Below are 22851 nucleotides of genomic sequence, written 5' to 3' on the forward strand. Positions count from 1 at the left end.
CGATCTGGCTAGCGGCGCTGGAACAGCGCGATGAACATGGCGTCTGTGCCGTGGCGGTGCGGCCAGAGCTGCACCGTGTGCGGGTCTCCGGCGAGGTCGAGCGGATGCTCCACCACGTCGGCGAGCACGGCCCTGGTGTCGAGGGGCTCCAGTTCGCCGCTCCAGCGCGAAACTGCGGCTCGGACGGCGCCCAGGGTCTCGCCGGTGTGCGGCGAGCAGGTGACGTAGGCGAGCACTCCGCCGGGCTTCAGCGCCACGACTGCGGCGTCGAACAGCCGAGCCTGGAGCGAGCTCAGCTCGGCGACGTCGCGCGGCGACTTGCGCCAACGCGCCTCGGGGCGCCGCCGGAGGGCGCCGAGTCCTGTGCACGGAGCGTCGAGCATGATGCGGTCGAAGGCTGCAGGATGCATCTCCCCCACCTCGGTGCCGTCGAACTCGGCCACCTCGATGTCGCTGGAGACTGCCGAGAGCGCCGATCGGACGAGCTCGGCGCGCGCAGGCACCAACTCGTTGGCGAGGAGCTCGGCTCCGCCTGCCAGCGCCTCGGCCGCCAGAAGCGCCGCCTTGCCGCCCGGGCCGGCGCAGAGGTCGAGCCAGCGCTCCCCTGCCTCGATGGGACGAACGCGGCTGAGGGCCAACGCGGCGAGCTGAGAGCCCTCGTCCTGCACGCGCACAGTGCCGTGCGAGCGCTTCGTGATGGCCGTCGGGTCGCCGCCGCCGAGATCGTGACCGACCGGCGAGTAGCGGTTCGCCTCCCCGAGCGACGCGGCGATCTCGGGATCGACCAGGTGCGGCAGCGCCACGAGATTCACCCGGGGGGCTGCGTTGTCTGCGGCGAGCAGGGCCTCGAGCTCCTCGGCGCGCCCCTCGGCGTCGAGCCCCTGACGGAGCGCCCGCACGATCCAGGCCGGGTGCGAGTAGAGCAGGGCCAGCTTCTCGTCGGGGTCGGACTCCTCGCCGACGACGGCTTCGCGCCACTCCTCGAGCGTGGAGCGGGAGATCGTGCGCAGCACGCCGTTGGCGAATCCGGAGGCCGAGCGCGAGCCGTACTCGCGAGCGAGCTCCACCGATTCATTGACAGCAGCATGGTCCGCCGTGCGCATGGAGAGCAGTTGGTGCGCGCCGAGTCGCAGGGCGTCGAGGACCGGGCCGTCGATCTTCTCGACCGGGCGGCCCGCCGTGAGCGAGATGACCCTGTCGTAGAAGCCGCGCATCCGGAGCGTTCCGTAGGTGAGTTCCGTGGCGAGGGCGGCGTCGCTCGTCGAGAGCTTCGCGCGATCGATCCGCACGGGCAGCAGCAGGTTGGCGTAGGCGTCGCTCGTGCTGACAGCCGAGATCACGTCGTAGGCGACTCGTCGTGCAGGTTGGATGCGGGAGTTCATCCGGCGATCACCTCGTCTGTTCCGGCGCCACGCCACCAGTCGGCGGCAGCCATGGGGGTCTTGCCGGCTGGTTGCACCCGGCGGAGTTCGAGTGGGGCATCGGCGGTGCCGGCGAGCACACGGCCGTCGACGCTGCGGATGGCGCCGGGCGCCAGCGGGGCGGCATCCGGAGCCGGACGCGCCTCGAGAACCTTGAAGCGCGCCCCGTCTATCTCGGTGAAGGCGCCGGGTTCCGGCGTCATGCCCCGGATGCGGCTGTCGATGCTCGCAAGTGGGAGCGTCCAGTCGATGCGGGCGTCGTCGATCGTGAGCTTGGGGGCGAGGGTCACCTCGCCTGTCTGCGGAACTGCCACGGCTGTTCCCGCCTCGAGCTGCCCCACGACGTCGACGAGCAGGGCGGCGCCGTCGACGCTCAGTGCGTCGAGCATGGTTCCGGCGGTGTCGTCGGCCGCGACGGGGCGTTCGATGCGGCCGAAGACGTCTCCGGCGTCGAGCGCCGGGACGAGCTGGAAGACATCGGCACCCGTGACGGCGTCGCCCGCGGCGATGGCGCGCTGGACGGGGGCCGCTCCACGCCAGCGCGGGAGCAGCGAGAAGTGCAGGTTGACCCAGCCGAGCCGGGGAGTCGAGAGCAGCGGCTCGCGCACGAGTCCGCCGTAGGCGACGACGACGCCGAGCTCGGCGCCCAAGGAGAGCAGCTGCTCGGTGACGGTGGCGTCGAGGCGGTTGGCCTTCACGACGCTGAGTCCGAGTTCTTCAGCCGCAGCAGCGACGGGAGACGGCGTGAGTACGCGCTTGCGCCCGACGGGCGCGTCTGCGCGGGTCACGACGGCCGCGATGGTGTGGCCGGCGGCGTGCAGGGCACGCAGCGACGGCACCGCGACCTCGGGGGTCCCGGCGAAGAGGATTTTCATGGCGTTACAGGATCTCCGGGTCGTCGAATCTGATTCTGAGTGTAGGCGCGACCCGGCGCTTGTCCCCACGTGGGCCCGAGCGGGTGCGGCTCGCTATGCGCACGACCACGGCTCGCAACTCGCCCGCCACAGCGGTTCCGGCCGCGTAGTCGAACCGCACGATGGCGCGCACCTGGCCGTCGGCGACGGGCACCGGTCCGAGCACCTCAGCGGCCTCGATGGGTTCGATCGCGGCGAGGGCCTCTGCCACTCCTGCCGCGGATCCGGTGACGGATGCCGCCCGCACGGCGGGCGGGAACCGCAGGGCGCGCCTGTCGGCGAGTTCGGACGCGGCGAAGGAGTCCTGACGCCACGACGACAGGGCGTCGGACACCGGGCCTGTGGCGCCGGCCAGGAGGACGGGGGCGCCCGGGGCGGCGAGGGCGGCGGCGTTCGACCACCAGCGCAGGCAGTCCTCACCGACGCGGAGTGACTCGCGGGCCAGCATCCGTTCGCCATCGAGCAGCAGGACCGCGTGGTAGCCGCCTGCCGCGATGGGTTCGGCGCCGCGCGTGGCGATGACGAGGGCGGGCTTCTCACCGACCGTGAGGACCTCGTGATCGCCGTCGGAGAGCACGACGAGTGCCCCGGGGAAGGCCCGACCGAGCTCGTCGGCCGTACGTCCGGAGCCTGCGCCGATGCTGCGGAAGGTGCGGCCCTGGCAGTTCGAGCAGCTCCAATCGGCTGCGACGGAGCCGCACAGCCTGCAGGCCGGGATGGCTCCAGGCTTGGAGACGCCGAGGGGCCCGCCGCAGCGGGTGCAGCGAGCAGGTTCGCGGCAGGTGGCGCAGGCGATCCACGGGGAGTAGCCGGGGCTGGCCACCTGGACCAGCACCGGGCCGGTCTCGAGTGCCGTGCGGGCCTCGCGCCAAGCCGTCGACGGGATGCGGGCCGCCTGGGCAACGGGATCCTCGCTCGACTGGCGTCCCGTGGGGATCACCCGGGGTCGCGGAGCGCGATCGGGGTCGACGGCGCGCATCCAGCCGATCTCGATGAGCCGCTGCGCCTCGACGCTGCGGGCGTTGCCGGCGAGCACGAGCGCGCAGCCCAACTGCTCCTGCCGCACGAGGGCGGCGTCGCGGGTGTGCACATAGGGCGCCAGCTGCTCGGCGTACAGCGGGTCGCCGTCGTCCCAGACCACGATGAGTCCGAGGGCGGCGGCAGGAGCGTAGATCGATGCGCGATTGCCGACGACGACCACGGGCTCGGGCTCGAGGCAGCGCAGGAAGGCCGCGTAGCGCTCGGCGTCGGGCTGCCTGGCGTCGAGGCGCACGACGGCCTCCGCCGGAAGGGCCGCAGCCAGCGCTGCCTCGAGCTGAGCCTGGTCGCGGTAGTCGGGAACGGCGAGGATGCTGCTCCGACCCGACGCGAGCATGGTGACGGCGAGCTCCGCGAGGGTGATGGCCCAGTGCCCGACCCAGGCTCCGCCCGGCAGTTCCACCAGCCGGGGAATGGCCCGGAGGGCTATGCGCTCGCCGACGGAGACTGCGTTGGCGAGGGCGACGGGATACCCGGTGACCGCGACGGCCTCGACCGTGGACTCGGCGGCGGGTGCCGCGGCATCCGCTTCGGTGGCCTCGGTTGCCTCGGTTGCCTCGAGTGCAGCGATATCCGCCCGCCGAGCCAGCCACCTCTTCTCGACCCGCACCTGCCGCGGCGGCACGGCGAGACGCACGATGTCGCTCGCGGTGCCGCCGGAGCGGTCGGCGACCCGGCGGGCGAGGGTCCAGACCGCCGGGTCGAGCACCGGCGCCGACGACACCACGGAGTCGAGGGCGCTGAGCCTGCCGCCGAACTCAGCGTCATCGGCATCGACGAGACCGATGACGTACCCGCTCGTGAGCCGTGTCGCGGAGCGGAACGGCACCTTCACCCTCACTCCCACGCCGATTCCGTCGACGAGGTCGTCGGGAACGCTGTAGTCGAAGGGGTGATCGAGTTGCGGAAGCGGAGAATCGATGAGCACCCGGGCGATGAGTCCCGGCACCGTCCGCTACAGTCCGGCTGCGCTGCGGAGGTCGTCGACGCGGTCGAGTCGCTCCCAGGTGAAGTCGGGCAGCTCACGGCCGAAGTGGCCGTAGGTCGCCGTCTGGGCGTAGATGGGACGCAGCAGGTCGAGGTCGCGGATGATGGCGGCGGGCCGCAGGTCGAACACCTCGCGGATGGCGGCGCTGATCACGTCGTCGGGCAGGTGTCCGGTGCCGAAGGTCTCGACGTAGAGCCCGACGGGCGCCGCCTTGCCGATGGCATAGGCCACCTGCACCTCGACCCGGTCTGCGAGCCCTGCTGCAACGGCGTTCTTGGCCACCCAGCGCATGGCGTAGGCCGCAGAGCGGTCGACCTTCGAGGGGTCCTTGCCACTGAAGGCTCCACCGCCGTGCCGGCTCGCACCGCCGTAGGTGTCGATGATGATCTTGCGGCCGGTGAGGCCGGCGTCGCCTTGGGGGCCGCCGATCTCGAAGCGGCCCGTCGGGTTGATGAGCACCTTCAGGTCGGCGCTGCTCAGCTCGACGGAGTCGAGGACCGGGCGGATGACGAGCTCCTCCACCTCGCGGCGGAGGTCGTCTGTCGAGACCTTCGGGGAGTGCTGGGTCGAGAGCACGACGGTGTCGATGGTGCGCGGCACGATGCCGTCATAACCGACGGTGACCTGGGTCTTGCCGTCCGGTCGCAGGTAGTCGACGAGCCCCTCCTTGCGCACTGCGGCGAGCCGCTCGGAGAGCCTGTGCGCGATCCAGATGGGAATGGGCATGAGCTGCGGGGTCTCGGTCGTGGCGTAGCCGAACATGATGCCCTGGTCGCCGGCGCCCTGCTGGTCGAGGGCGTCTCCACTGGCCTGCTCACGCGATTCGAAGGCGTCGTCGACGCCCTGAGCGATGTCGGGCGACTGGGCCCCGATCGAGATCGAGACTCCGCAGGAGCGGCCGTCGAACCAGACGTCGGAGGACGTGTAGCCGATGGAGGTGATGCGGTCGCGCACGATCGCGGGGATCTCGACGTAGCCCGAGGTCGTCACCTCACCAGCCACGTGCACGAGCCCCGTCGTGACGAGGGTCTCGACGGCGACGCGAGCATGAGGGTCGACCGCGAGGAGGGCGTCGAGGATGGAGTCCGACACCTGGTCGCAGATCTTGTCTGGGTGTCCTTCGGTGACGGATTCGGATGTGAACAGGCGGAGATCGCTCATGGTGCCCCGTTTCTAGTGTGACGAGCGTCATGGATCGGCGACCGCATCGGGTTTCGACGCCGGCGCCGCAGCTCAGTCGAGTGCGACGATGGCGTCGAGAATACGGTCGGCCACCGACATCTTGCTGCCGGCGGCCTCGCTCACTATATCGCCGGCCCCATCGAGCACAACGACGGAATTGCCGTCCGTTGCGAAACCCTGCGTCCAGCCCACGCGGTTCACGACGAGGAGGTCGGCGCCCTTGCGGGCGATCTTCGCGCGACCCATCTCGAGCAATGCGGCCTGGTCGGGTTCGGTCTCGGCGGCGAAGCCGACGAGGCGCAGCCCGGGGTACTCCCCTGCGCGCCGGGAGGCGCCCAGCTCGGCCAGGATGTCGGGGTTCTTCACGAGGGAGAGTTCGAGCGTGTCGCCCTGAGCCTCCTTCTTGATCTTGGAGTCGACGACTACAGCTGGTCGATAGTCGGCCACGGCCGCTGCCATCACGAGGATGTCGGCGTCGGCCGCGGCATCCGTCACCGCATGCTGCAGCTCGCGGGCGGTGGATGCCTCGACGAGGGTGACGCCCTCGGGAGGAGCCACCTCGAGATGGGCTGCGATGAGGGTGACCTCGGCTCCACGCGCACGGGCCGCCGCCGCGATGGCGACGCCCTGGCGCCCGCTCGAGCGGTTGCCGAGGAAACGCACGGGGTCGAGCGGTTCGCGGGTTCCGCCGGCCGTGACGACGACACGTCGACCGGAGAGGTCGCCGGATGCCGCGAGCCTGGCAGCGTGCTCTGCCTGCACGGCGAGGGCGGCGACCACGATGGTCTCGGGTTCCTCGAGCCTGCCCGGGCCCGAGTCGCGGCCCGTCAGTTGGCCGACGGCCGGACCGACGACGGAGACGCCGCGGCTCCGCAGGGTCGCGATGTTCGCGACCGTCGCCGGGTTCTGCCACATCTCGGTGTGCATGGCCGGGGCGATGACGAGCGGGGCCGTGCTGGCGAGCACGGTGTTGCCGAGCAGGTCGTCGGCGATGCCGGCCGCGAGTTTGGCGATCGTGTTGGCCGTCGCTGGGGCGATCACGATGAGATCGGCCGCCTGGCCGATCGCCACGTGGCGCACCTCGGCGACCCCCTCGTACAACTCGGAGTGCACCGGGTTGCGCGAGATGGCCTCGAGAGTTGGCCGCCCCACGAAGCGCAGGGCGGCATCCGTGGCCACGACATGCACGTCATGGCCGGCGAGCACGAGCGAGCGCACGACGTTGACGGCCTTGTAGGCCGCTATGCCGCCGGTGATGCCGACGACGACGTTGAGCGCCACGGTGTCGATTGCTGTGCTGTGAGCGGGTGCTACTCGACGATCGGGCTGAGCTGGAGCTTGTCCTCGTTGATCTCTCGCATGGCGACGGAGAGCGGCTTGTCCTCGATGGACGAGTCGACCAGGGGGCCGACGTTGTCGAACAGGCTGCCGTCGTGCAGGTCGGCGTAGTAGTCGTTGATCTGGCGCGCGCGCTTGGACGCGAAGATGACGAGGGCGTACTTGGAGTCCACCTTCGACAGCAGCTCGTCGATGGGCGGGTCGATGATTCCGGTCAGCTTGTCAGCCATGTGAGAACACTCCTCAGTGCGATCGTGCGTTGCGTTCCGAAGGCGTCGGATGAACGCGTGAAAAAGATGGGCAAGCGGCGAACGGGTCAGCGCTTCGGCTTGCGAGTCTGCATCAAGTCTACGACCTCTTGAGCGGCGGTGCTCACGTCGGTGTTCACCACCTCGAAATCGAACTCGTCGATGGCGGCCAGTTCGACCTTCGCGGTCTCCAGCCGGCGCTGCTGTTCCGGGCCGTCTTCCGTGGCCCGCCCGATGAGCCTGCGCACCAGTTCCTCCCACGATGGCGGGAGCAGGAACACGAGTGACGCCTCCGGCATGGCGCGGCGCACCTTGCGCGCACCCTGGATGTCGATCTCGAGCAGCACGCTGCGACCGGAGTCGAGCGCTTCCTCGACGGGACCGCGGGGCGTGCCGTAGCGGTGGGCGTTGTGCACTGTCGCCCACTCGAGGAGTTCGCCAGCCTCGATGAGGCGGTCGAACTCCGCGTCGTCCACGAAGTAGTAGCTGACCCCCTCGGTCTCGCCGGGGCGAGGGGCTCGGGTCGTCGCCGACACCGAGAGCAGGACGTCGGGGTAGTGCGTGCGGATGTGACCGGCGACGGTGCCCTTGCCGACGGCCGTGGGCCCGGCGAGCACGACGAGTCGATTGTGGCGCCCGGTCTGGGCAGCCAGCCTGTCGGTCAGGAAGCCGCGCAACCGGCGGCGCTGGTGACGGCCGAGGCCGCCGAGGCGCTTCGCCGGCGAGATGCCGAGCTCCTCCATGAAGCGGTGCATCTTGGTGACGCCGATGGACGGGATGCTGGTGAGGTACTCGGTGACGCGGATGCCGCCCTCTACGCTTGCCGGATCCTCCCCAGCGACCCGCAGCACGTCGAGCGGATTGCGCTCTCCGGCGGAGATGGCCGCCTTGACCGCGGCACGTGCCCGTCGAGCGGCGACGGCGGCACGGGATGCGGCGACGCGATCGACCTCGGGGGGCGTGCCGTATTCAGCCACGATGCGACTCCACTTCCTCGGAGCGACGGGCGATCGCGTCCGCGACGCCCTCGGGTCCCGCCTCCAGTATGGTGCGTGACTCCGACACGATGACACCCGGAGTGAGATTCCCGAAGATCCTCCGGGTGTCTCGCGGGTCTGCTCCCTGGTGTCCGAATCCCGGCGCGAGCACCGGCAGGGTCGCCGTCGGCTGCTCGGCGCCGATGTCGATTCCGAAGTCGGCCAGGGCGACGGTGGCCCCGATCACGACACCGGCTGAGCCGAATCGTGAGCCGCCCTGCTGCGCGTTCCACCCCGTGAGGGCGCCGATGACGTCGTTGGCGACAGTCGTGCCCGTTGCCGTGACCCGAGCATCTTGCACGCGAGCGGCCTCGGGGTTCGAGGTCGCGGCGAGCACGAACACACCCTTGCCGCGCGCTGCCGCGTAGTCGAGGCTCGTGGCGAGAGACCCGACCCCCAGGTACGGGCTCGCCGTGACGGCATCCGCTTCGAGGGGAGACCCCGGCCGCAGCCAGGCCTCGGCGTACGCCTCCATCGTCGAGCCGATGTCGCCGCGCTTCGCGTCGGCGATGGTGAGGATTCCAGCTGAGCGGGCTTCGGCCAGCACCCGCTCGAGCGCCGCGAACCCGGCCGAGCCGTGCCGCTCGAAGAACGAGACCTGCGGCTTGACGATGCCCGCCCTCCCGTGCGCGGCGCCGATCACCCGGAGTCCGAACTCGCGGGCGCCGACGGCGTTGTCCTCCAGGCCCCAGCGGTCGAGCAGCCAGGCGTGGGGATCGATCCCGACGCACAGGTGTCCGAAGCGGTCGAACGCGGCTCCGAGCCTGTCGCCGAACGGGGTCACGCTCATGCGATGGCCGCCGCCCGCTGCAGCGCGTACTCCTGCAGCGAGGTGACCTCGAAGCCGCCGCGCACCGCCTCGAGCGACCCGACCGCGGCCGAGAGCTCGGCGATGGTCGTGAACAGCGGGATGTCGCTGGCGACGGCCGCCGCTCGGATCTCATAGCCGTCCGCACGCGCCGAACGACCGCTCGGGGTGTTGATGACGACCTGCACCTCTGAGCGGTGGATGAGCTCGACGATGGAGTCCGCCTCCACGTCGGCCTTCTCGCTGAACTTTCCGACGACGCCGGCAGCGATGCCGTTGCGACGCAGCACCTCGGCTGTTCCCTCAGTCGCGATGATCCTGTACCCGAGCTCCTGCAGCCGCAGCACGGGGAGGATGATGGCGCGCTTGTCGCGGTCGGACACGGACACGAAGACTGTGCCATCGAGCGGCATCCCGCCGTAGGCGGCCAGCTGGCTCTTGGCGAAGGCGCGGGGGAAGTCGCGGTCGATGCCCATCACCTCGCCGGTGGAGCGCATCTCGGGCCCGAGCACGGAGTCGACGATCTGGCCGTCCTTGGTGCGGAAGCGCCGGAACGGGAGCACGGCCTCCTTCACGGCGACCGGCGAGTCGAACGGAACTCGGGATCCGTCGACCTCGGGCAGCATGCCCTCGGCCTTGAGGTCGGCGATGGTGCGGCCGACCATGATGAGCGAGGCGGCCTTCGCCAGGGGGATGCCGAGGGCCTTCGCCACGAACGGGACCGTGCGCGACGCACGCGGGTTGGCCTCGAGAACGTAGAGGACTCCGGCGCCGATGGCGAACTGCACGTTGAGCAGGCCGCGAACGCCGATGCCCTTCGCGATGGCCTCGGTCGCCTCACGCACGCGGTCGATGACGCCGCGGCCCAGGGTCACCGGCGGCAGGGTGCAGCTGGAGTCGCCCGAGTGGATGCCGGCCTCCTCGATGTGCTCCATGACGCCACCGATGTAGAGCTCCTCGCCGTCGTAGAGGGCGTCGACGTCGATCTCGATGGCGTCGTCGAGGAAGCGGTCGACGAGAAGCGGATGCGACGGGCCGACGATGCCCTGACCCTCGATGCGCTCGAAGTAGTCCGCGAGCGACGCGCTGTCGTAGACGATCTCCATGCCGCGGCCGCCGAGCACGTAGCTGGGGCGCACGAGCACCGGGTAGCCGATCTCCTCGGCGACGGTGACGGCGCCCTGGAAGTCGAACGCCGTGCCGTTGCGCGGGGCGAGCAGGTTCGCCTCGTCGAGGATGCGCGAGAACTCCCCGCGCTCCTCGGCCAGGTCGATCGCCTCGGGCGTGGTGCCGAGGATGGTGATGCCGGCCTCCTTCAGGCCCTTGGCGAGCCCGAGCGCGGTCTGGCCGCCGAGCTGCACCACGACGCCCACGAGCTCGCCCGACTGCGACTCGGCGTGGATGACCTCGAGCACGTCCTCCAGGGTGAGCGGCTCGAAGTACAGCCTGTCGCTGGTGTCGTAGTCGGTCGAGACGGTCTCGGGGTTGCAGTTGATCATGATCGTCTCGAAGCCGGCGGCCGAGAGTGCGAACGATGCATGCACGCAGGAGTAGTCGAACTCGACGCCCTGGCCGATGCGGTTCGGGCCAGAGCCGAGGATGACGACCTTGCGGCGGTCGCTCGGGACCACCTCGGTCTCCTCGTCGTAGCTCGAGTAGTGGTACGGCGTGAGCGCAGGGAACTCGCCGGCACAGGTGTCGACGGTCTTGAAGACCGGGCGCACACCCAGGGTGTGGCGCACCTCGCGCACCCCGTCCTCGCCGAAGCCGCGCAGTTCGCCGATCTGCACATCCGAGAAGCCGTGGTCCTTCGCGTAGCGCAGGGTGTCGAAGTCGAGGGTGTCTGCCGCCGCGATGGCGTCTGCCACCTCGTTGATGAGCACGATCTGGTCGATGAACCACGGGTCGATCTTGGTGGCGTCGAAGACCTGGTCGACGGTGGCTCCGGCCCGGAGTGCCTGCTGGACCGTCACGATGCGGCCATCCGTCGGCGTCTTCGAGATCTCGAGCAGCTCGTCGAGCGAGCGGGCCTCCTCGCCCCAGTGGAACGACGAGCCCTTCTTCTCGAGCGAGCGCAGCGCCTTCTGCAGGGCGGAGGCGTAGTTGCGGCCGATGGCCATGGCCTCGCCGACGCTCTTCATGGTGGTCGTGAGGGTGGGGTCGGCCGCGGGGAACTTCTCGAATGCGAACCGTGGGACCTTGACGACGACGTAGTCGAGCGTGGGCTCGAAGCTCGCCGGGGTGACGCGGGTGATGTCGTTCGGGATCTCGTCGAGCCTGTAGCCGATGGCGAGCTTGGCCGCGATCTTGGCGATCGGGAAGCCCGTCGCCTTCGATGCCAGCGCCGAGGAGCGCGAGACGCGGGGGTTCATCTCGATGACGATGATGCGACCGTCGGCCGGGTCGATGGCGAACTGGATGTTGCAGCCGCCCGTGTCGACGCCCACGGCGCGGATGATGTCGATGCCGATGTCGCGTAGCTTCTGGTACTCGCGATCCGTGAGGGTGAGCGCCGGCGCGACGGTGATCGAGTCGCCGGTGTGCACGCCGACGGGGTCGACGTTCTCGATCGAGCAGACGACGACGGTGTTGTCGGCCGTGTCGCGCATGAGTTCGAGCTCGTACTCCTTCCAGCCGAGGATCGACTCCTCGAGGAGCACCTCGTGCGTGGGCGAGTCGTGGATGCCCTGGCCGGCGATGCGCACCAGGTCGGCCTCGTCGTAGGCGAAGCCCGAGCCGAGGCCGCCCATCGTGAAGGAGGGGCGAACCACGAGCGGGTAGCCGAGGTCGAGGGCGAACTCCTTCGCCTCGTCGAGGGTCGTGGCGATGTGGCTTCGCGCCACGTCCGCCCCGGCCTCGATCACGAGCTCCTTGAAGATCTGGCGGTCCTCGCCCTTGTTGATGGCCTCGAAGCTGGCGCCGATGAGCTCGACGTCGTACTTCTCGAGGATGCCGTTCTCGTGCAGCTGGATTGCCGCGTTCAGGGCGGTCTGTCCGCCCAGGGTCGGCAGGATCGCATCCGGTTTCTCCTTGGCGATGATGGTCTCGATGACCTCCCAGGTGATCGGCTCGACGTAGGTCGCGTCGGCGAAGTCCGGGTCGGTCATGATGGTCGCCGGGTTGGAGTTCACGAGGATGACGCGAACGCCCTCCTCGCGCAGCACGCGGCAGGCTTGGGTGCCGGAGTAGTCGAACTCGCAGGCCTGGCCGATGACGATCGGGCCCGACCCGATGACGAGGACGCTGGTGATGTCTTCACGCTTGGGCATCAGTTCTGGTCTCCATCGGTTGCTTCGGTCTCGTCGGGTGCTTCAGGTGCTTCGGTCGCCTCGCTCGTCGAGGTCCTCGCGAGCACCATGTCTCGGAACCTGTCGAACAGGTAGTTGGCGTCGTGCGGGCCTGCAGCGGACTCGGGGTGGTACTGCACGCTGAACGCGGGGATGTCGAGGCAGTTGAGCCCCTCGACCACGTTGTCGTTGAGGTCGTAGTGACTGACCTCGACGCGGCCGAAGCCCTCGGCGGAGTCGCTCACCTCGTGCAGCGGCGCGTCGACGGCGAAGCCGTGGTTGTGCGCGGTGATCTCGACACGACCCGTTGAGACGTCGATGACGGGCTGGTTGATGCCGCGGTGACCGAACGGCAGCTTGTAGGTTCCGAAGCCGAGCGCACGGCCGAGCAGCTGGTTGCCGAAGCAGATGCCGAAGTAGGGCACGTCGGCACGCAGCACTGTGCGGAGCAGTTCGACATGGTGGTCGGATGCCCCGGGGTCGCCCGGGCCGTTCGAGAAGAACAGCGCGCTCGGCTCGAGCTCCAGGATCTCCTCGGCCGTCACGGTCTGGGGCAGCACGACCACGTCGAAGCCGCGCTCAGCGAGGAAGTTCAGCGTGGAGGTCTTGACGCCGAGGTCGAGCACGGCGACGGAGCCGATGCGCTCCCCCGTGGCCGGAACGTCGTAGCGCTCCTGCGTGGAGACGGCGCCGGACAGGTTCTGGCCGGCCATCTCGACGCCGCCGCGCACCAGTTCGAGCTGCTCGCCGTCGCTGAGGGCGGCATCCGCTCCCGAGAAGATGCCGGCACGCATGGCACCGGCGGACCGCAGGTGCCTGGTGACGGCGCGCGTGTCGATTCCGCTGATGCCGACGACGCCCGACGCGACGAGGTCGTCGTCGAGGCTGCGCTCAGACCGGAAGTTCGACACCACGCGGGAGGGGTCGCGCACGATGTAGCCGGCGACCCAGATCTTGGAGGACTCCATGTCCTCGTCGTTCATCCCGGTGTTGCCGATGTGCGGAGCCGTCTGCAGAACGATCTGGCCGGCGTAGCTCGGGTCGGTCAGCGTCTCCTGATAGCCGGTCATGCCGGTGGAGAAGACGGCCTCGCCGACTGTGCGGCCCTCGGCGCCGTAAGCGCGGCCGCGGTAGCGCGATCCGTCCTCGAGGACGAGGACGGCCGGACTCGGAATGGATGCAGCCATGTTCAGGCCTCGCTTTCTTCAATGGCTTCCGCAGGAGCGGAGCTGAGGATGTGGGCGAGAGCGTCGAGGACGCGCTCGCGGTCGGAGGAATCGGAGACCCGCAGGTAGCTGTCGGCGAGGTCGCCGGAGCCGGCCAGGGCCCAGGTGATGCAGACCAGTCCGTCGCGCTCGACGACCCGGTCGATGGCGAAGGTCGCAGGCCCTGCTCCCCGGATGGCCTCGCTCGGGATCCAGGCCGTCTCCTCGCCCGGGATCTCGAGGGCGACGCCGTCGGCGCCGACAGTGACGCGTGCCTTGGCCCTGAAGCCGAGGCTGCGGATGTTGAGACGCTCCAGCGGCTTCTCGTGCTGCGTGGTGGCGACGTAGAAGCCGTCGGCTCCGACGATGGGGGCCGCGACGGATGCCGGGAGCGGGTAGGCGCCCACCTGGACGTCGCGCCGGCTGCGTCCGCGCCAGCCCAGCCACATGGCGAGCAGGATGAGCGCGGTGATGGCGATCACGATGATGGCCGGGACCGTGTAGTCGGTCATGCGCGCGCCTCCCCTGCTGCCGCGGCGATCTCGGCGGTCTCCAGCACGGCACCGTCGAGCACCGTGGCGTAGCCGTGGTGGAAGGTCGCGACGACCCGGCCGGGAAGCGTTCGGCCGAGGTAGGGCGAGTTCACGCTGCGACCGGCGAGGTCGGCGGTGCCCCATGAGCGGCTGGCGCTCGGGTCGTAGAGCACGATCTCGGGAGCTGCACCGACGGCGATCGCCTCGCCGTGGCCGCGGATGCGTCCGATGCGGGCCGGCGTCTGCGAGAGCACCCGGGCGACATCGGTCCAGTCGAGCAGTCCGTTCTCCACGACAGAGGCGTGCACGACCGAGAGGGCCGACTCGAGCCCGACCATGCCGTTGGCTGCGGCATCCCACTCGCACTCCTTCGATTCCGACGGATGCGGTGCGTGATCGGTGGCGACGATATCGATGGTGCCGTCTGCCAGGGCCGCACGTACGGCCTCGACGTCTTCACGGCGCCGGAGCGGAGGGTTCACCTTGAAGCGAGCGTCGTAGCCCGAGATCAGGTCCTCGGTGAGCAGCAGGTGGTGCGGGGTGACCTCGGCTGTGACTTGGATGCCGCGGGCCTTGGCCCAGCGGATCACGTCGACCGAGCCGGCCGTCGAGACGTGGCAGATGTGCAGGCGCGAACCGACATGCTCGGCGAGCAGGACGTCGCGGGCGATGATCGCCTCCTCGGCCACGGCCGGCCAGCCTGCCAGTCCGAGCTCGCCGGAGAGGGCGCCCTCGTTCATCTGCGCACCCTGCGTGAGCCGCGGCTCCTGCGCGTGCTGGGCGATGACGCCGTCGAACGCCTTCACGTACTCGAGCGCGCGGCGCATGAGGAGGGCATCAGACACGCAGAATCCGTCGTCGGAGAAGACCCGCACGTTCGCTCGCGACCGGGCCATGGCACCGAGTTCGGCGAGACGCTCACCCTGCAGGCCGACGGTGACGGCGCCGATGGGCTGCACGGTGGCGTAGCCGGCTGCGTCGCCGAGGGCGAGTTCCTGCTCGACGACGCCGGCGGTGTCTGCGACAGGGGCCGTGTTGGCCATCGCGAAGACGGCGGTGAAGCCCCCGGCTGCTGCGGCGCGGGTGCCGGTGAGGATCGTCTCGCTCTGCTCGTAGCCGGGCTCGCGCAGGTGCGTGTGCAGGTCGACGAGGCCGGGCAGGGCGATCAGCCCGTCGGCGTCGATGACTCTCGCTCCCGCGGCGCTCAGGCCTGTGCCGACCTCGGCGATGATCCCGCCGTCGAGGAGGATGTCTGACGTGGTGCCGTCGGCGAGCGACGCGCCACGGATGAGATAGGACTCGGCCATGTCGCCTACTCCCCCTTCTCGCCGGAGAGCAGTAGATACAGGGCGGCCATTCTCACCGAAACTCCATTCGCAACCTGCTCGAGCACGCTCGACTGCGGAGAGTCGGCTGCTCGGGAAGAGATCTCGAGGCCTCGATTCATCGGGCCAGGGTGCATCACAATGCTATCCGCCCTGAGGCGTGCGAATCGCTCGTCGTCGAGTCCCCACGCTCGGGAATACTCCCGGCTGTTGGGGAAGAACGCGGCGTGCATGCGCTCGAGCTGGATGCGCAGCATCATGACGGCGTCGGGCTGGGCGTCGATGGCGTCGTCGAGGTCGTAGCCGACGCTGACCGGCCAGTTGGCGAGGTCGACGGGCAGCAGTGTGGGCGGCGCGACGAGGCTCACCTCGGCGCCCAGGGTCGAGAGCAGCCAGACGTTGGAGCGCGCGACCCTGGAGTGCAGGATGTCGCCGACGATCGTGACCCGCACGCCGTCGAGACCGCGGCCACGCGATGCTGCGCCGTGGATGCGGCGGCGCAGCGTGAACGCGTCGAGCAGCGCCTGTGTGGGGTGCTCGTGTGTCCCGTCGCCGGCGTTCAGCACACCGGCGTCGATCCAGCCGCTCTGCGCGAGCACGAGGGGGGCGCCGGAGGAGCCGTGCCTGATGACGACGGCATCCGCGCCGATCGCCGCCAGGGTCTGCGCCGTGTCCTTCAGGCTCTCGCCCTTCGAGACGCTCGAGCCCTTCGCGCTGAAGGAGATGACGTCGGCGCTCAGGCGCTTGGCGGCGGCCTCGAACGACACCTTCGTGCGGGTCGAATCTTCGAAGAACAGGTTGACCACCGTGCGTCCGCGCAGCGTCGGGAGCTTCTTGACCTCGCGCAGCTGCACGTCTGCCATGTCCTCCGCGATGTCGAGCAGCTCGATGGCCTCGTCGCGGCTCAGGTCTCGCGTGGAGAGCAGGTGTCTCATTCCTCGCCTCCCTCGATCGAGACGAACTCGGCGCCGTCGATCTCGCTCAGGTGCACGTTGATGCGCTCGGACGTGGCGCTGGGCAGGTTCTTGCCGACGAAGTCGGCCCGGATCGGGAAGTCCCTGTGGCCGCGGTCGACGAGCACGGCCAGGCGCACGGCTCTGGCCCGGCCGAGGTCGTTGAGGGCGTCGAATGCTGCGCGGATGGTGCGTCCGGAGAACAGCACGTCGTCGACGAGCACCACGGTCTTGCCGTCGATGCCGACGGGCACATCCGTCGGCGACGGGGTGCGCGTTCGGGTGCGCGACAGGTCGTCGCGGTACATGGTCACGTCGAGCGACCCTGCGAGCTGCACGGGCGCGTCGGGCTCGATGCGCTGGATGATCTCGGCGATGCGGCGGGCCAGGACGGTGCCACGCGTGGGGATGCCGAGGATGACGAGATCGGACGAACCGCGATTCGATTCGAGGATCTCGTGCGAGATGCGGGTGAGTGCCCGCGAAATGTCAGAGTGATTCAGCACTGTACGCGCCATCAGACCGACTCCCTTCTCCGTCTCACAGGACGGCATTAAAGGTTGCCAACCTCTCCAGCATAGCGAACACGGAGCGCCGGCCGAGCGTCAGGCCAGGTCACCTCAGGGTGGCGCCCGTCCTCAGGGAAGACACGAATGCGGAGTCGACGGAATTGACGGCAGCCCCCGACGGCGCCAGTCGCTTGAGCACGGCGGGAGAGCTCACAGCCTGCTTCACCCCTCCAGACACCAGGTACACCCGGGCGGCGCCCGTGGCCCTGATGAACAGACGGGCCCCGTCGGCCGCATGCGATGAGGGACGCGCCTGCTGAGTGCACAGCCAGGTCGAGAGGTTCGTGACTGGAGCCGAACCGGCAGCGGCTGCTCGCATGGGGAGCAGCGCCCCACCACTTGCGAGCCACGATGCGCCGTTGCATCGCACGAAGTTGCTGAGCACGACCGGCGCTTTCGCGGTCTGCCCCACCACCGCCGTCGGGAGGGTGGTGACTGAACGCTGCAGTCCCATGTCGAGAACAGACTGGAATGCGCGCACCGGGACGAACGAGCGAGGCGTGTCGACAAGGTAGACGGTCGCGTGCGCGGGATCCTTCACCAGCGTGCCGATCGCTGGCACGGGTTCGCCCGCAGGGAAGGTCGCCAAGGCCGTCGGAGTGACGACGGTGGTCGGCCGTCCGGAGCGTATCGACGCGAGCGTCGCAGGATTCGGGACACTGCGCAGAGCACCGCCCTCCAGCAAACTGACCACGGGCGAGTTGCTCCCCTTGAGGAAGATCGGTGTCGGCAGCGGGACCGGCACGCCCGGGAGCGCTGCGCAGATCTCCGGGGGCAGCACAGTCACCGGTCTCCCGGTGCGGCTTGCGGCAGGGATCAGCCGACGGATGCCGCCCGATGAGAGGAAGACCCCGTCTCCACACGTCGCAAGCCCCGTCAGCGATGCCGGCGCGATCGTGGCCGCACGCAACTGCGACACCGTGATCAACGACACCGCTGTCGGAAAGCCCAGATCGGAGACGGAACCGTAGTTGGCGATGTGGATGAGACCGTCGAGTCGATCGGACAGGTAGACCTCTGGTTGACCGGCCACACGCACGAGGCGGCCTGCCGGCCCCTGGATCGCGTAGAGCTTGAGGTCCAGGGTCAGGACCTCGGTGGACTGCCAGCGCGGATGCGCGCTGATGTCGAAGGGAGCAGACACGGCACCGCGGAGCCTCCCATCGACACTGGAGTAGTTGATCCGCATCCGATAGGTCCCCGGATACAAGCCGTTCGCTGAGAAGCCGCCATCACGGTGGTACCCATCGGGATCGGTGGATGGGTTGCCGACAGAGGCCGGGAGCAGTGGCCTCACACCGATCCACTGCCCCGTCGCGGGGTCGAACAGGTCTGCGCTCACAGAGGAGATGCCATCGATGGTCTCGCAGGTCGGACAAGTCCAGCTCCCCGAGACGGAACCACCGCCAACCAGACGAACCATGCCGAGGGACCTCACGGTGCCGGCCGTGACCATGACTTCGGTTCCGTATGGGCGCACCGCCGAGCCACCGAAGTACTGCTCGATGATCGTGTACGGGTGATCGTTGGCGAAGCCGGCGTCGTCGAATTCGACCCTGTAGGAGCCAGTCGGCAACCCGTCGACCTCGAAGGATCCGTCATCCGCGGAGGTGACAGGGAAGTGCTGGACGACGACGCCGCCCTCGAACTTCTGGACCACGACGTCAACCGGACCACCCAGCGGTCTCCCTGTCGAATCGGAGATGGCCCCGGAGATCGACCCTTTCCGACTCGCGGCCGTGTCGGCGACAGCGGCGCTCTGGCGTGTCGTGACCACCAGGGTGCAGACCACGACGAGGCAGGTGAAGACGGCGATACGCTGCAGTACTCGGGACAGAACGACCACGGTGACCCCACAGAACCGAATGAGCGAGACCGTCCCACCCCCAGTCGGAAAGTAGCAGCGACGATCACCCTGTCGGCGGTTCACGCTGGAAACGTAACGTCCACGAAACACCGTGAAACAGCGCCGGTGTGCTTGCATGGACCATGGCCGACGTGATGATCGCCGTGATGCCCTTCATCGGGCATGTCGCACCTGTCGCCGCCGTCGCCCGCGCCTTTCTCGCCGACGGCCACGCCGTGCGCGTCTACACGGGCTCGGCCCACGCCCCGGTCTTCGCCGGGCTCGGAGCCGAGATCGTTCTCTGGAACGCCGCTCCGGATTTCGACGAGCACGACCTCGCCCCGACGTTTCCGGCGCTGCGCGGCCGCAGGGGTCCGCGCCAGCTGCTCGCGAACGTCGAGCACGTGTTCATCCGCACGGCGGCCGCGCAGAGCGACGATCTGGTGGCGGCCTGGGCCGAGCGCCCCTGGGACGTGATCGTCGCCGACAACCTCAGCCTCGGCGCCCGTCTGGCGTCCGAGCGCACGGCTTCGCCCTGGGTGACCGTGGCGATAGTACCGCTGGCCATCCCGAGTCGAGAGCTGCCGCCACCGTCGCTGGGGATCCCCCCGGCGCGCGGACCCGTCGGTCGGCTGCGGGATGCCGCCCTCCGCCGACTGCTGCCCCTGGCCACCCGCGGCATGCGCTCGGCCTACCGCGAACAACGCGAGCTCTGCGGCCTGCCAGTCGTCGAACGCAGCTTCGACGACGCCTGGTACTCCCCCGACCTGGTCTGCGCCAGCGGAGCGCCCGAACTCGAGTACCCGCGCGCCGACCTGCCCGAGCAGGTCGTCTTCGTCGGGGCGCTCGCGACGCCGCCACGGGCGACCGGGGAGCTGCCCGCGTGGTGGCCCGAGCTCGTCGAGCCTGCGGCATCCGTGGTGCACGTGACGCAGGGAACGCTGAACGTCGACCCTCACGACCTCATCGAGCCGGCCATGAGCGCCTTGGGCAGGCAGGACGTGACGGTGGTGGTGACGACAGGACGGCCGGATGCGCCGGAACTGCCGTTCCCTGTGCCGCCGAACGCGCGGGTCGCCGGCCTGCTCCCATACGGAGAGCTGCTCCCCCATGTCGACGTGATGATCACGAACGGCGGATGGGGCGGCGTGCTGGCGGGCCTCGCGCACGGCATCCCCCTCGTGGTCGCCGGCGGCGACCTCGACAAGCCGGAGATCGCGGCCCGCGTGGCCTGGGCTGGAGCCGGAGTGAGCCTGCGCACGGGAACGCCGTCAGCTCGCCGGGTGCTCGATGGCTGGCGCCGCGTCACGTCCACGCCGTCGTACCGGGAGAACGCCCGGCGCATCGCGGCGAGCCTCGCCGGTCACGACGGACCGGCCGAGGTGGTCGCGCACACGCTCGCACTGCTGGCGACGCGCTCCGGAACAGGCCGGAACGACGAGAAGCCGTGAGAACAGGCCGGACTGGCCCGTTCTCACGGCTTCGGCCCTTTGCCACGTTCGGATCGGCGCGCCGGATCCGAACGCAGCATCAGGCGACGCGCTGAGGCTCTACGCCTTGACCTGCGAGATCTTGGCGAGCAGGCCGTTGACGAACCCGGCGGAGTCGTCGGTCGAGAGCACGGTGGCAGCCTCGACGGCCTCGGAGATCGCGACGCCGTCCGGCACCTCGTCGTTGAAGACGATCTCCCAGATGCCGATGCGGATGAGCGCACGGTCGATGGCCGGCATCCGCTTCAGGGTCCAGCCCTGAGCGTAGGTCTCGATGAGCTCGTCGATCTCGGCCTGGTTGTCGACGACGCCGTCGACGATCTCACGCGCATAGAGCCAGCTCGCCTCGCGCGCGGGCTCGCTGGCAGCGCGCTCCGCCTCGACCGCGAGGGCCTGCGGAACGCTGATCTGCCGCATGTCGGCCGAGTACAGGATGTCGAGGGCGCGTTTCCGCGCCTTGGTGCGCGCGCTCACTAGTCGTTGACGCGACCGAGGTAGTCGCCCGTGCGGGTGTCGACCTTGACCTTGGTGCCGGTCTCGAGGAACAGCGGAACCTGGATCTCGTAGCCGGTCTCGACCGTGGCCGACTTGGTGCCACCGGTGGAGCGGTCGCCCTGCAGGCCCGGCTCGGTGTAGGTGATCTCGAGCACCACGGATGCCGGGAGCTCGACGTAGAGCGGGTTGCCGTTGTTCAGCGCCACGGTCACGGCCTGGTTCTCGAGCATGAAGTTCTTCGCGTCGCCGACGACGGTGTCGGTGACGGTGATCTGGTCGTAGTCGGCGGTGTCCATGAACACGAACCCGTCGCCATCGGCGTACAGGTAGGTGAAGTCACGACGGTCGACGTTCTCGATCTCGATCTTCGCGCCGGCGTTGTAGGTGCGGTCGACGACCTTGCCCGTGACGACGTTCTTCAGCTTGGTGCGGACGAACGCCCCACCCTTGCCGGGCTTCACGTGCTGGAACTCGATCACGCTCCAGAGCTGCCCGTCGATCGAGAGGACGACGCCGTTCTTGATGTCAGCGGTAGATGCCATGCGAAAGTGATCCGTTTCAGTTGGGGAAGTTGCGCGGCCGATGGCGCGTAACGCGCGGGCCATCAGGGAAGTTTAGACTCTCACGCCTGCGAACGGAGAATCTGATCGACGGCCAGCCTGTAGGAGTCGAATCCGAATCCCGCGATGACCCCGGATGCCACCCCGCTGATGACGCTGGTGTGACGGAAGCTCTCACGCGCGTGCGGGTTGGTGATGTGCACCTCGATCAGCGGTAGCCCGGCGCCGGTGACGAGGGCCGCAGCGTCGCGCAGGGCGTAGCTGTAGTGCGTGAATGCGGCGGGATTCAGCACGACGGGCGAGCCGGAATCGACGGCACCGTGCAGCCAGCGCACGAGCTCGGACTCGTCGTCGGTCTGACGCAGCTCGAGCGTTGCATCGGTCGCGGCATCCGTCAGCTGCTGCGTGATGGCGCTCCGCAGGTCTTCGAGGTTCGCCGAGCCGTACACCTCGGGCTCACGCGAGCCGAGCCGACCGAGATTGGGGCCGTTGAGCACGAGGATCGTCGTCATGAGAGGTCAGCCTAGCTGCCGATCTCCTGGTAGGCCGCGAAGAGCAGCGACGTCTCAGGGGCCGTCAGCACGCTCGGTCGCGCGAGGTCGTCGAGCACGATGAAACGCAGCATTCCCGCTCGCGCCTTCTTGTCGCGCTGCATGGTCGCCAGCAGGGTGCTCCAGCGGCCGACGGGGTAGCTGATCGGCAGGCTGAGGGAGTCCAGGATGCTCCGGTGCCGGTCGACGACCTCGTCGGAGAGCGAGCCCGTGAGACGGCCGAGTTCGGCGGCGAAGACCATGCCGATGGAGACGGCCGCTCCGTGGCGCCACTGGTAGCGCTCGGCGTGCTCGATGGCGTGGCCGAGGGTGTGGCCGTAGTTGAGGATCTCGCGGAGTCCCTGCTCGGTGAAGTCCTCGCTCACGACGCGCGCCTTCATGGCGATGGCGAGTTCGACCACCCGGCGGAACTGCGGAGTCGACGGGTCGGTGACGGCTTCGACATCGGCCTCGATGATGTCGAGGATCTCGGGCGAGTCGATGAAGCCGGCCTTCACGATCTCGGCGAAGCCGGCGAGGATCTCGTTCCTCGGCAACGTGTCCAGGGTCTCGAGGTCGCAGAAAACCGCAGCCGGGGCGTAGAAGGCGCCCACGAGGTTCTTGCCCTCGGCGGTGTTGATGCCGGTCTTGCCGCCGATGGCGGCGTCGACCATGCCGGCGACCGACGTCGGAACCTGGATGAGCTTCACGCCGCGCAGCCACGTGGCTGCGACGAAGCCGGCCAGGTCGGTGACGGCTCCGCCGCCGAAGCCGATGACGGCATCGGAGCGGGTGAAGTCGGACTGGCCCATGACCTGCCAGCAGAAGGCGGCCACCTCGACCCGTTTCGCGGTCTCGGCGTCCGGCACCTCGGCCAGCAGCACCTCGAAGCGGTCCTGCAGGCTCTCGCGCAGCTCGTTGGCCTTCGCACCGAGAGTGGGCGCGTGCACGATGAGCACCTTGCGCACGTTCTGGCCCAGCGTGTCGGCGAGCCCCGAGAGCACTCCGCTGCCCACGACGATGTCGTACGGGTCTGCTCCGGTCACGGAGATGACGGTGTCGGTCACTTGTCCCTCTTTCAGCC

Annotated in this window: 20 protein-coding genes; 1 reads left to right on the forward strand and 19 read right to left on the reverse strand. The window is 69.2% G+C overall.

What is annotated here, in order from left to right; genetic code table 11:
• Window positions 1-8: 8 nt before the first annotated feature.
• From AADV74_RS05760 to AADV74_RS05830, 15 genes are all read right to left on the reverse strand, one after another.
• Window positions 9-1382, reverse strand: coding sequence for an RsmB/NOP family class I SAM-dependent RNA methyltransferase (locus tag AADV74_RS05760; RefSeq protein WP_342112527.1), 1374 nt, complete (start codon window positions 1380-1382; stop codon window positions 9-11).
• On the reverse strand, window positions 1379-2296 hold the full coding sequence (gene fmt, locus AADV74_RS05765; protein WP_342112528.1) for a methionyl-tRNA formyltransferase: 918 nt from the start codon (window positions 2294-2296) through the stop codon (window positions 1379-1381). Before fmt ends, AADV74_RS05760 begins: the two co-directional genes overlap by 4 nt.
• A 4-nt stretch (window positions 2297-2300) precedes the next feature.
• Window positions 2301-4322, reverse strand: coding sequence for a primosomal protein N' family DNA-binding protein (locus AADV74_RS05770; protein WP_342112529.1), 2022 nt, complete (start codon window positions 4320-4322; stop codon window positions 2301-2303).
• A gap of 6 nt (window positions 4323-4328) precedes the next feature.
• On the reverse strand, window positions 4329-5522 hold the full coding sequence (metK, locus tag AADV74_RS05775; RefSeq protein ID WP_342112530.1) for a methionine adenosyltransferase: 1194 nt from the start codon (window positions 5520-5522) through the stop codon (window positions 4329-4331).
• Between the two features lie 72 nt (window positions 5523-5594).
• Window positions 5595-6824 (reverse strand): bifunctional phosphopantothenoylcysteine decarboxylase/phosphopantothenate--cysteine ligase CoaBC, encoded by a 1230-nt coding sequence (gene coaBC, locus AADV74_RS05780; RefSeq protein ID WP_342112531.1) that lies wholly within the window; start codon window positions 6822-6824, stop codon window positions 5595-5597.
• Between the two features lie 29 nt (window positions 6825-6853).
• Complete coding sequence (gene rpoZ, locus AADV74_RS05785) at window positions 6854-7111, reverse strand: DNA-directed RNA polymerase subunit omega (protein WP_055818200.1); 258 nt, start codon at window positions 7109-7111, stop codon at window positions 6854-6856.
• Between the two features lie 86 nt (window positions 7112-7197).
• On the reverse strand, window positions 7198-8106 hold the full coding sequence (gene gmk, locus AADV74_RS05790) for a guanylate kinase (protein WP_342112532.1): 909 nt from the start codon (window positions 8104-8106) through the stop codon (window positions 7198-7200).
• Window positions 8099-8956 (reverse strand): orotidine-5'-phosphate decarboxylase, encoded by an 858-nt coding sequence (pyrF, locus tag AADV74_RS05795; RefSeq protein WP_342112533.1) that lies wholly within the window; start codon window positions 8954-8956, stop codon window positions 8099-8101. Before pyrF ends, gmk begins: the two co-directional genes overlap by 8 nt.
• The gene (gene carB / locus AADV74_RS05800) at window positions 8953-12243 is read right to left on the reverse strand and encodes a carbamoyl-phosphate synthase large subunit (RefSeq protein WP_342112534.1); all 3291 of its coding nucleotides are present in this window, start codon (window positions 12241-12243) and stop codon (window positions 8953-8955) included. Before carB ends, pyrF begins: the two co-directional genes overlap by 4 nt.
• The gene (gene carA, locus AADV74_RS05805; RefSeq protein WP_342112535.1) at window positions 12243-13448 is read right to left on the reverse strand and encodes a glutamine-hydrolyzing carbamoyl-phosphate synthase small subunit; all 1206 of its coding nucleotides are present in this window, start codon (window positions 13446-13448) and stop codon (window positions 12243-12245) included. The genes carB and carA overlap by 1 nt, the downstream gene beginning before the upstream one ends.
• A 2-nt stretch (window positions 13449-13450) precedes the next feature.
• Window positions 13451-13978 carry a PH-like domain-containing protein gene (locus AADV74_RS05810; RefSeq protein ID WP_342112536.1) on the reverse strand — a complete coding sequence of 176 codons (528 nt, stop codon included), beginning with the start codon at window positions 13976-13978 and terminating at the stop codon, window positions 13451-13453.
• Window positions 13975-15306 (reverse strand): dihydroorotase, encoded by a 1332-nt coding sequence (locus AADV74_RS05815; RefSeq protein WP_342112537.1) that lies wholly within the window; start codon window positions 15304-15306, stop codon window positions 13975-13977. Before AADV74_RS05815 ends, AADV74_RS05810 begins: the two co-directional genes overlap by 4 nt.
• 5 nt (window positions 15307-15311) lie before the next feature.
• Entirely contained in the window at window positions 15312-16259 is a 948-nt protein-coding gene (locus tag AADV74_RS05820) for an aspartate carbamoyltransferase catalytic subunit (RefSeq protein WP_342112538.1), read from the reverse strand.
• Window positions 16256-16798, reverse strand: coding sequence for a bifunctional pyr operon transcriptional regulator/uracil phosphoribosyltransferase PyrR (pyrR, locus tag AADV74_RS05825; protein ID WP_342113100.1), 543 nt, complete (start codon window positions 16796-16798; stop codon window positions 16256-16258). Before pyrR ends, AADV74_RS05820 begins: the two co-directional genes overlap by 4 nt.
• Before the next feature lie 94 nt (window positions 16799-16892).
• Window positions 16893-18692 (reverse strand): carboxypeptidase-like regulatory domain-containing protein, encoded by a 1800-nt coding sequence (locus AADV74_RS05830; protein WP_342112539.1) that lies wholly within the window; start codon window positions 18690-18692, stop codon window positions 16893-16895.
• A gap of 143 nt (window positions 18693-18835) precedes the next feature.
• On the opposite strand from AADV74_RS05830, the gene AADV74_RS05835 reads away from it, so the two are divergent.
• A complete protein-coding gene (locus AADV74_RS05835; protein ID WP_342112540.1) occupies window positions 18836-20143 on the forward strand; it encodes a nucleotide disphospho-sugar-binding domain-containing protein in 1308 nt (435 codons plus the stop codon).
• A gap of 99 nt (window positions 20144-20242) precedes the next feature.
• On the opposite strand, the gene nusB is transcribed toward AADV74_RS05835, so the two are convergent.
• The 4 genes from nusB to aroB form a co-directional block, all read right to left on the reverse strand.
• Complete coding sequence (gene nusB / locus AADV74_RS05840) at window positions 20243-20656, reverse strand: transcription antitermination factor NusB (RefSeq protein ID WP_342112541.1); 414 nt, start codon at window positions 20654-20656, stop codon at window positions 20243-20245.
• A complete protein-coding gene (gene efp / locus AADV74_RS05845; protein WP_342112542.1) occupies window positions 20656-21219 on the reverse strand; it encodes an elongation factor P in 564 nt (187 codons plus the stop codon). The genes nusB and efp overlap by 1 nt, the downstream gene beginning before the upstream one ends.
• A gap of 80 nt (window positions 21220-21299) precedes the next feature.
• Complete coding sequence (locus AADV74_RS05850; protein ID WP_342112543.1) at window positions 21300-21749, reverse strand: type II 3-dehydroquinate dehydratase; 450 nt, start codon at window positions 21747-21749, stop codon at window positions 21300-21302.
• A gap of 11 nt (window positions 21750-21760) precedes the next feature.
• Window positions 21761-22834: a 3-dehydroquinate synthase gene (aroB, locus tag AADV74_RS05855; RefSeq protein WP_342113101.1), complete on the reverse strand. Its 1074-nt coding sequence runs from the start codon at window positions 22832-22834 to the stop codon at window positions 21761-21763.
• Between the last annotated feature and the right edge of the window lie 17 nt (window positions 22835-22851).

The sequence above is a fragment of the Leifsonia stereocauli genome, assembly GCF_038432415.1.
Taxonomy (GTDB): Bacteria; Actinomycetota; Actinomycetes; order Actinomycetales; family Microbacteriaceae; genus Orlajensenia; species Orlajensenia stereocauli.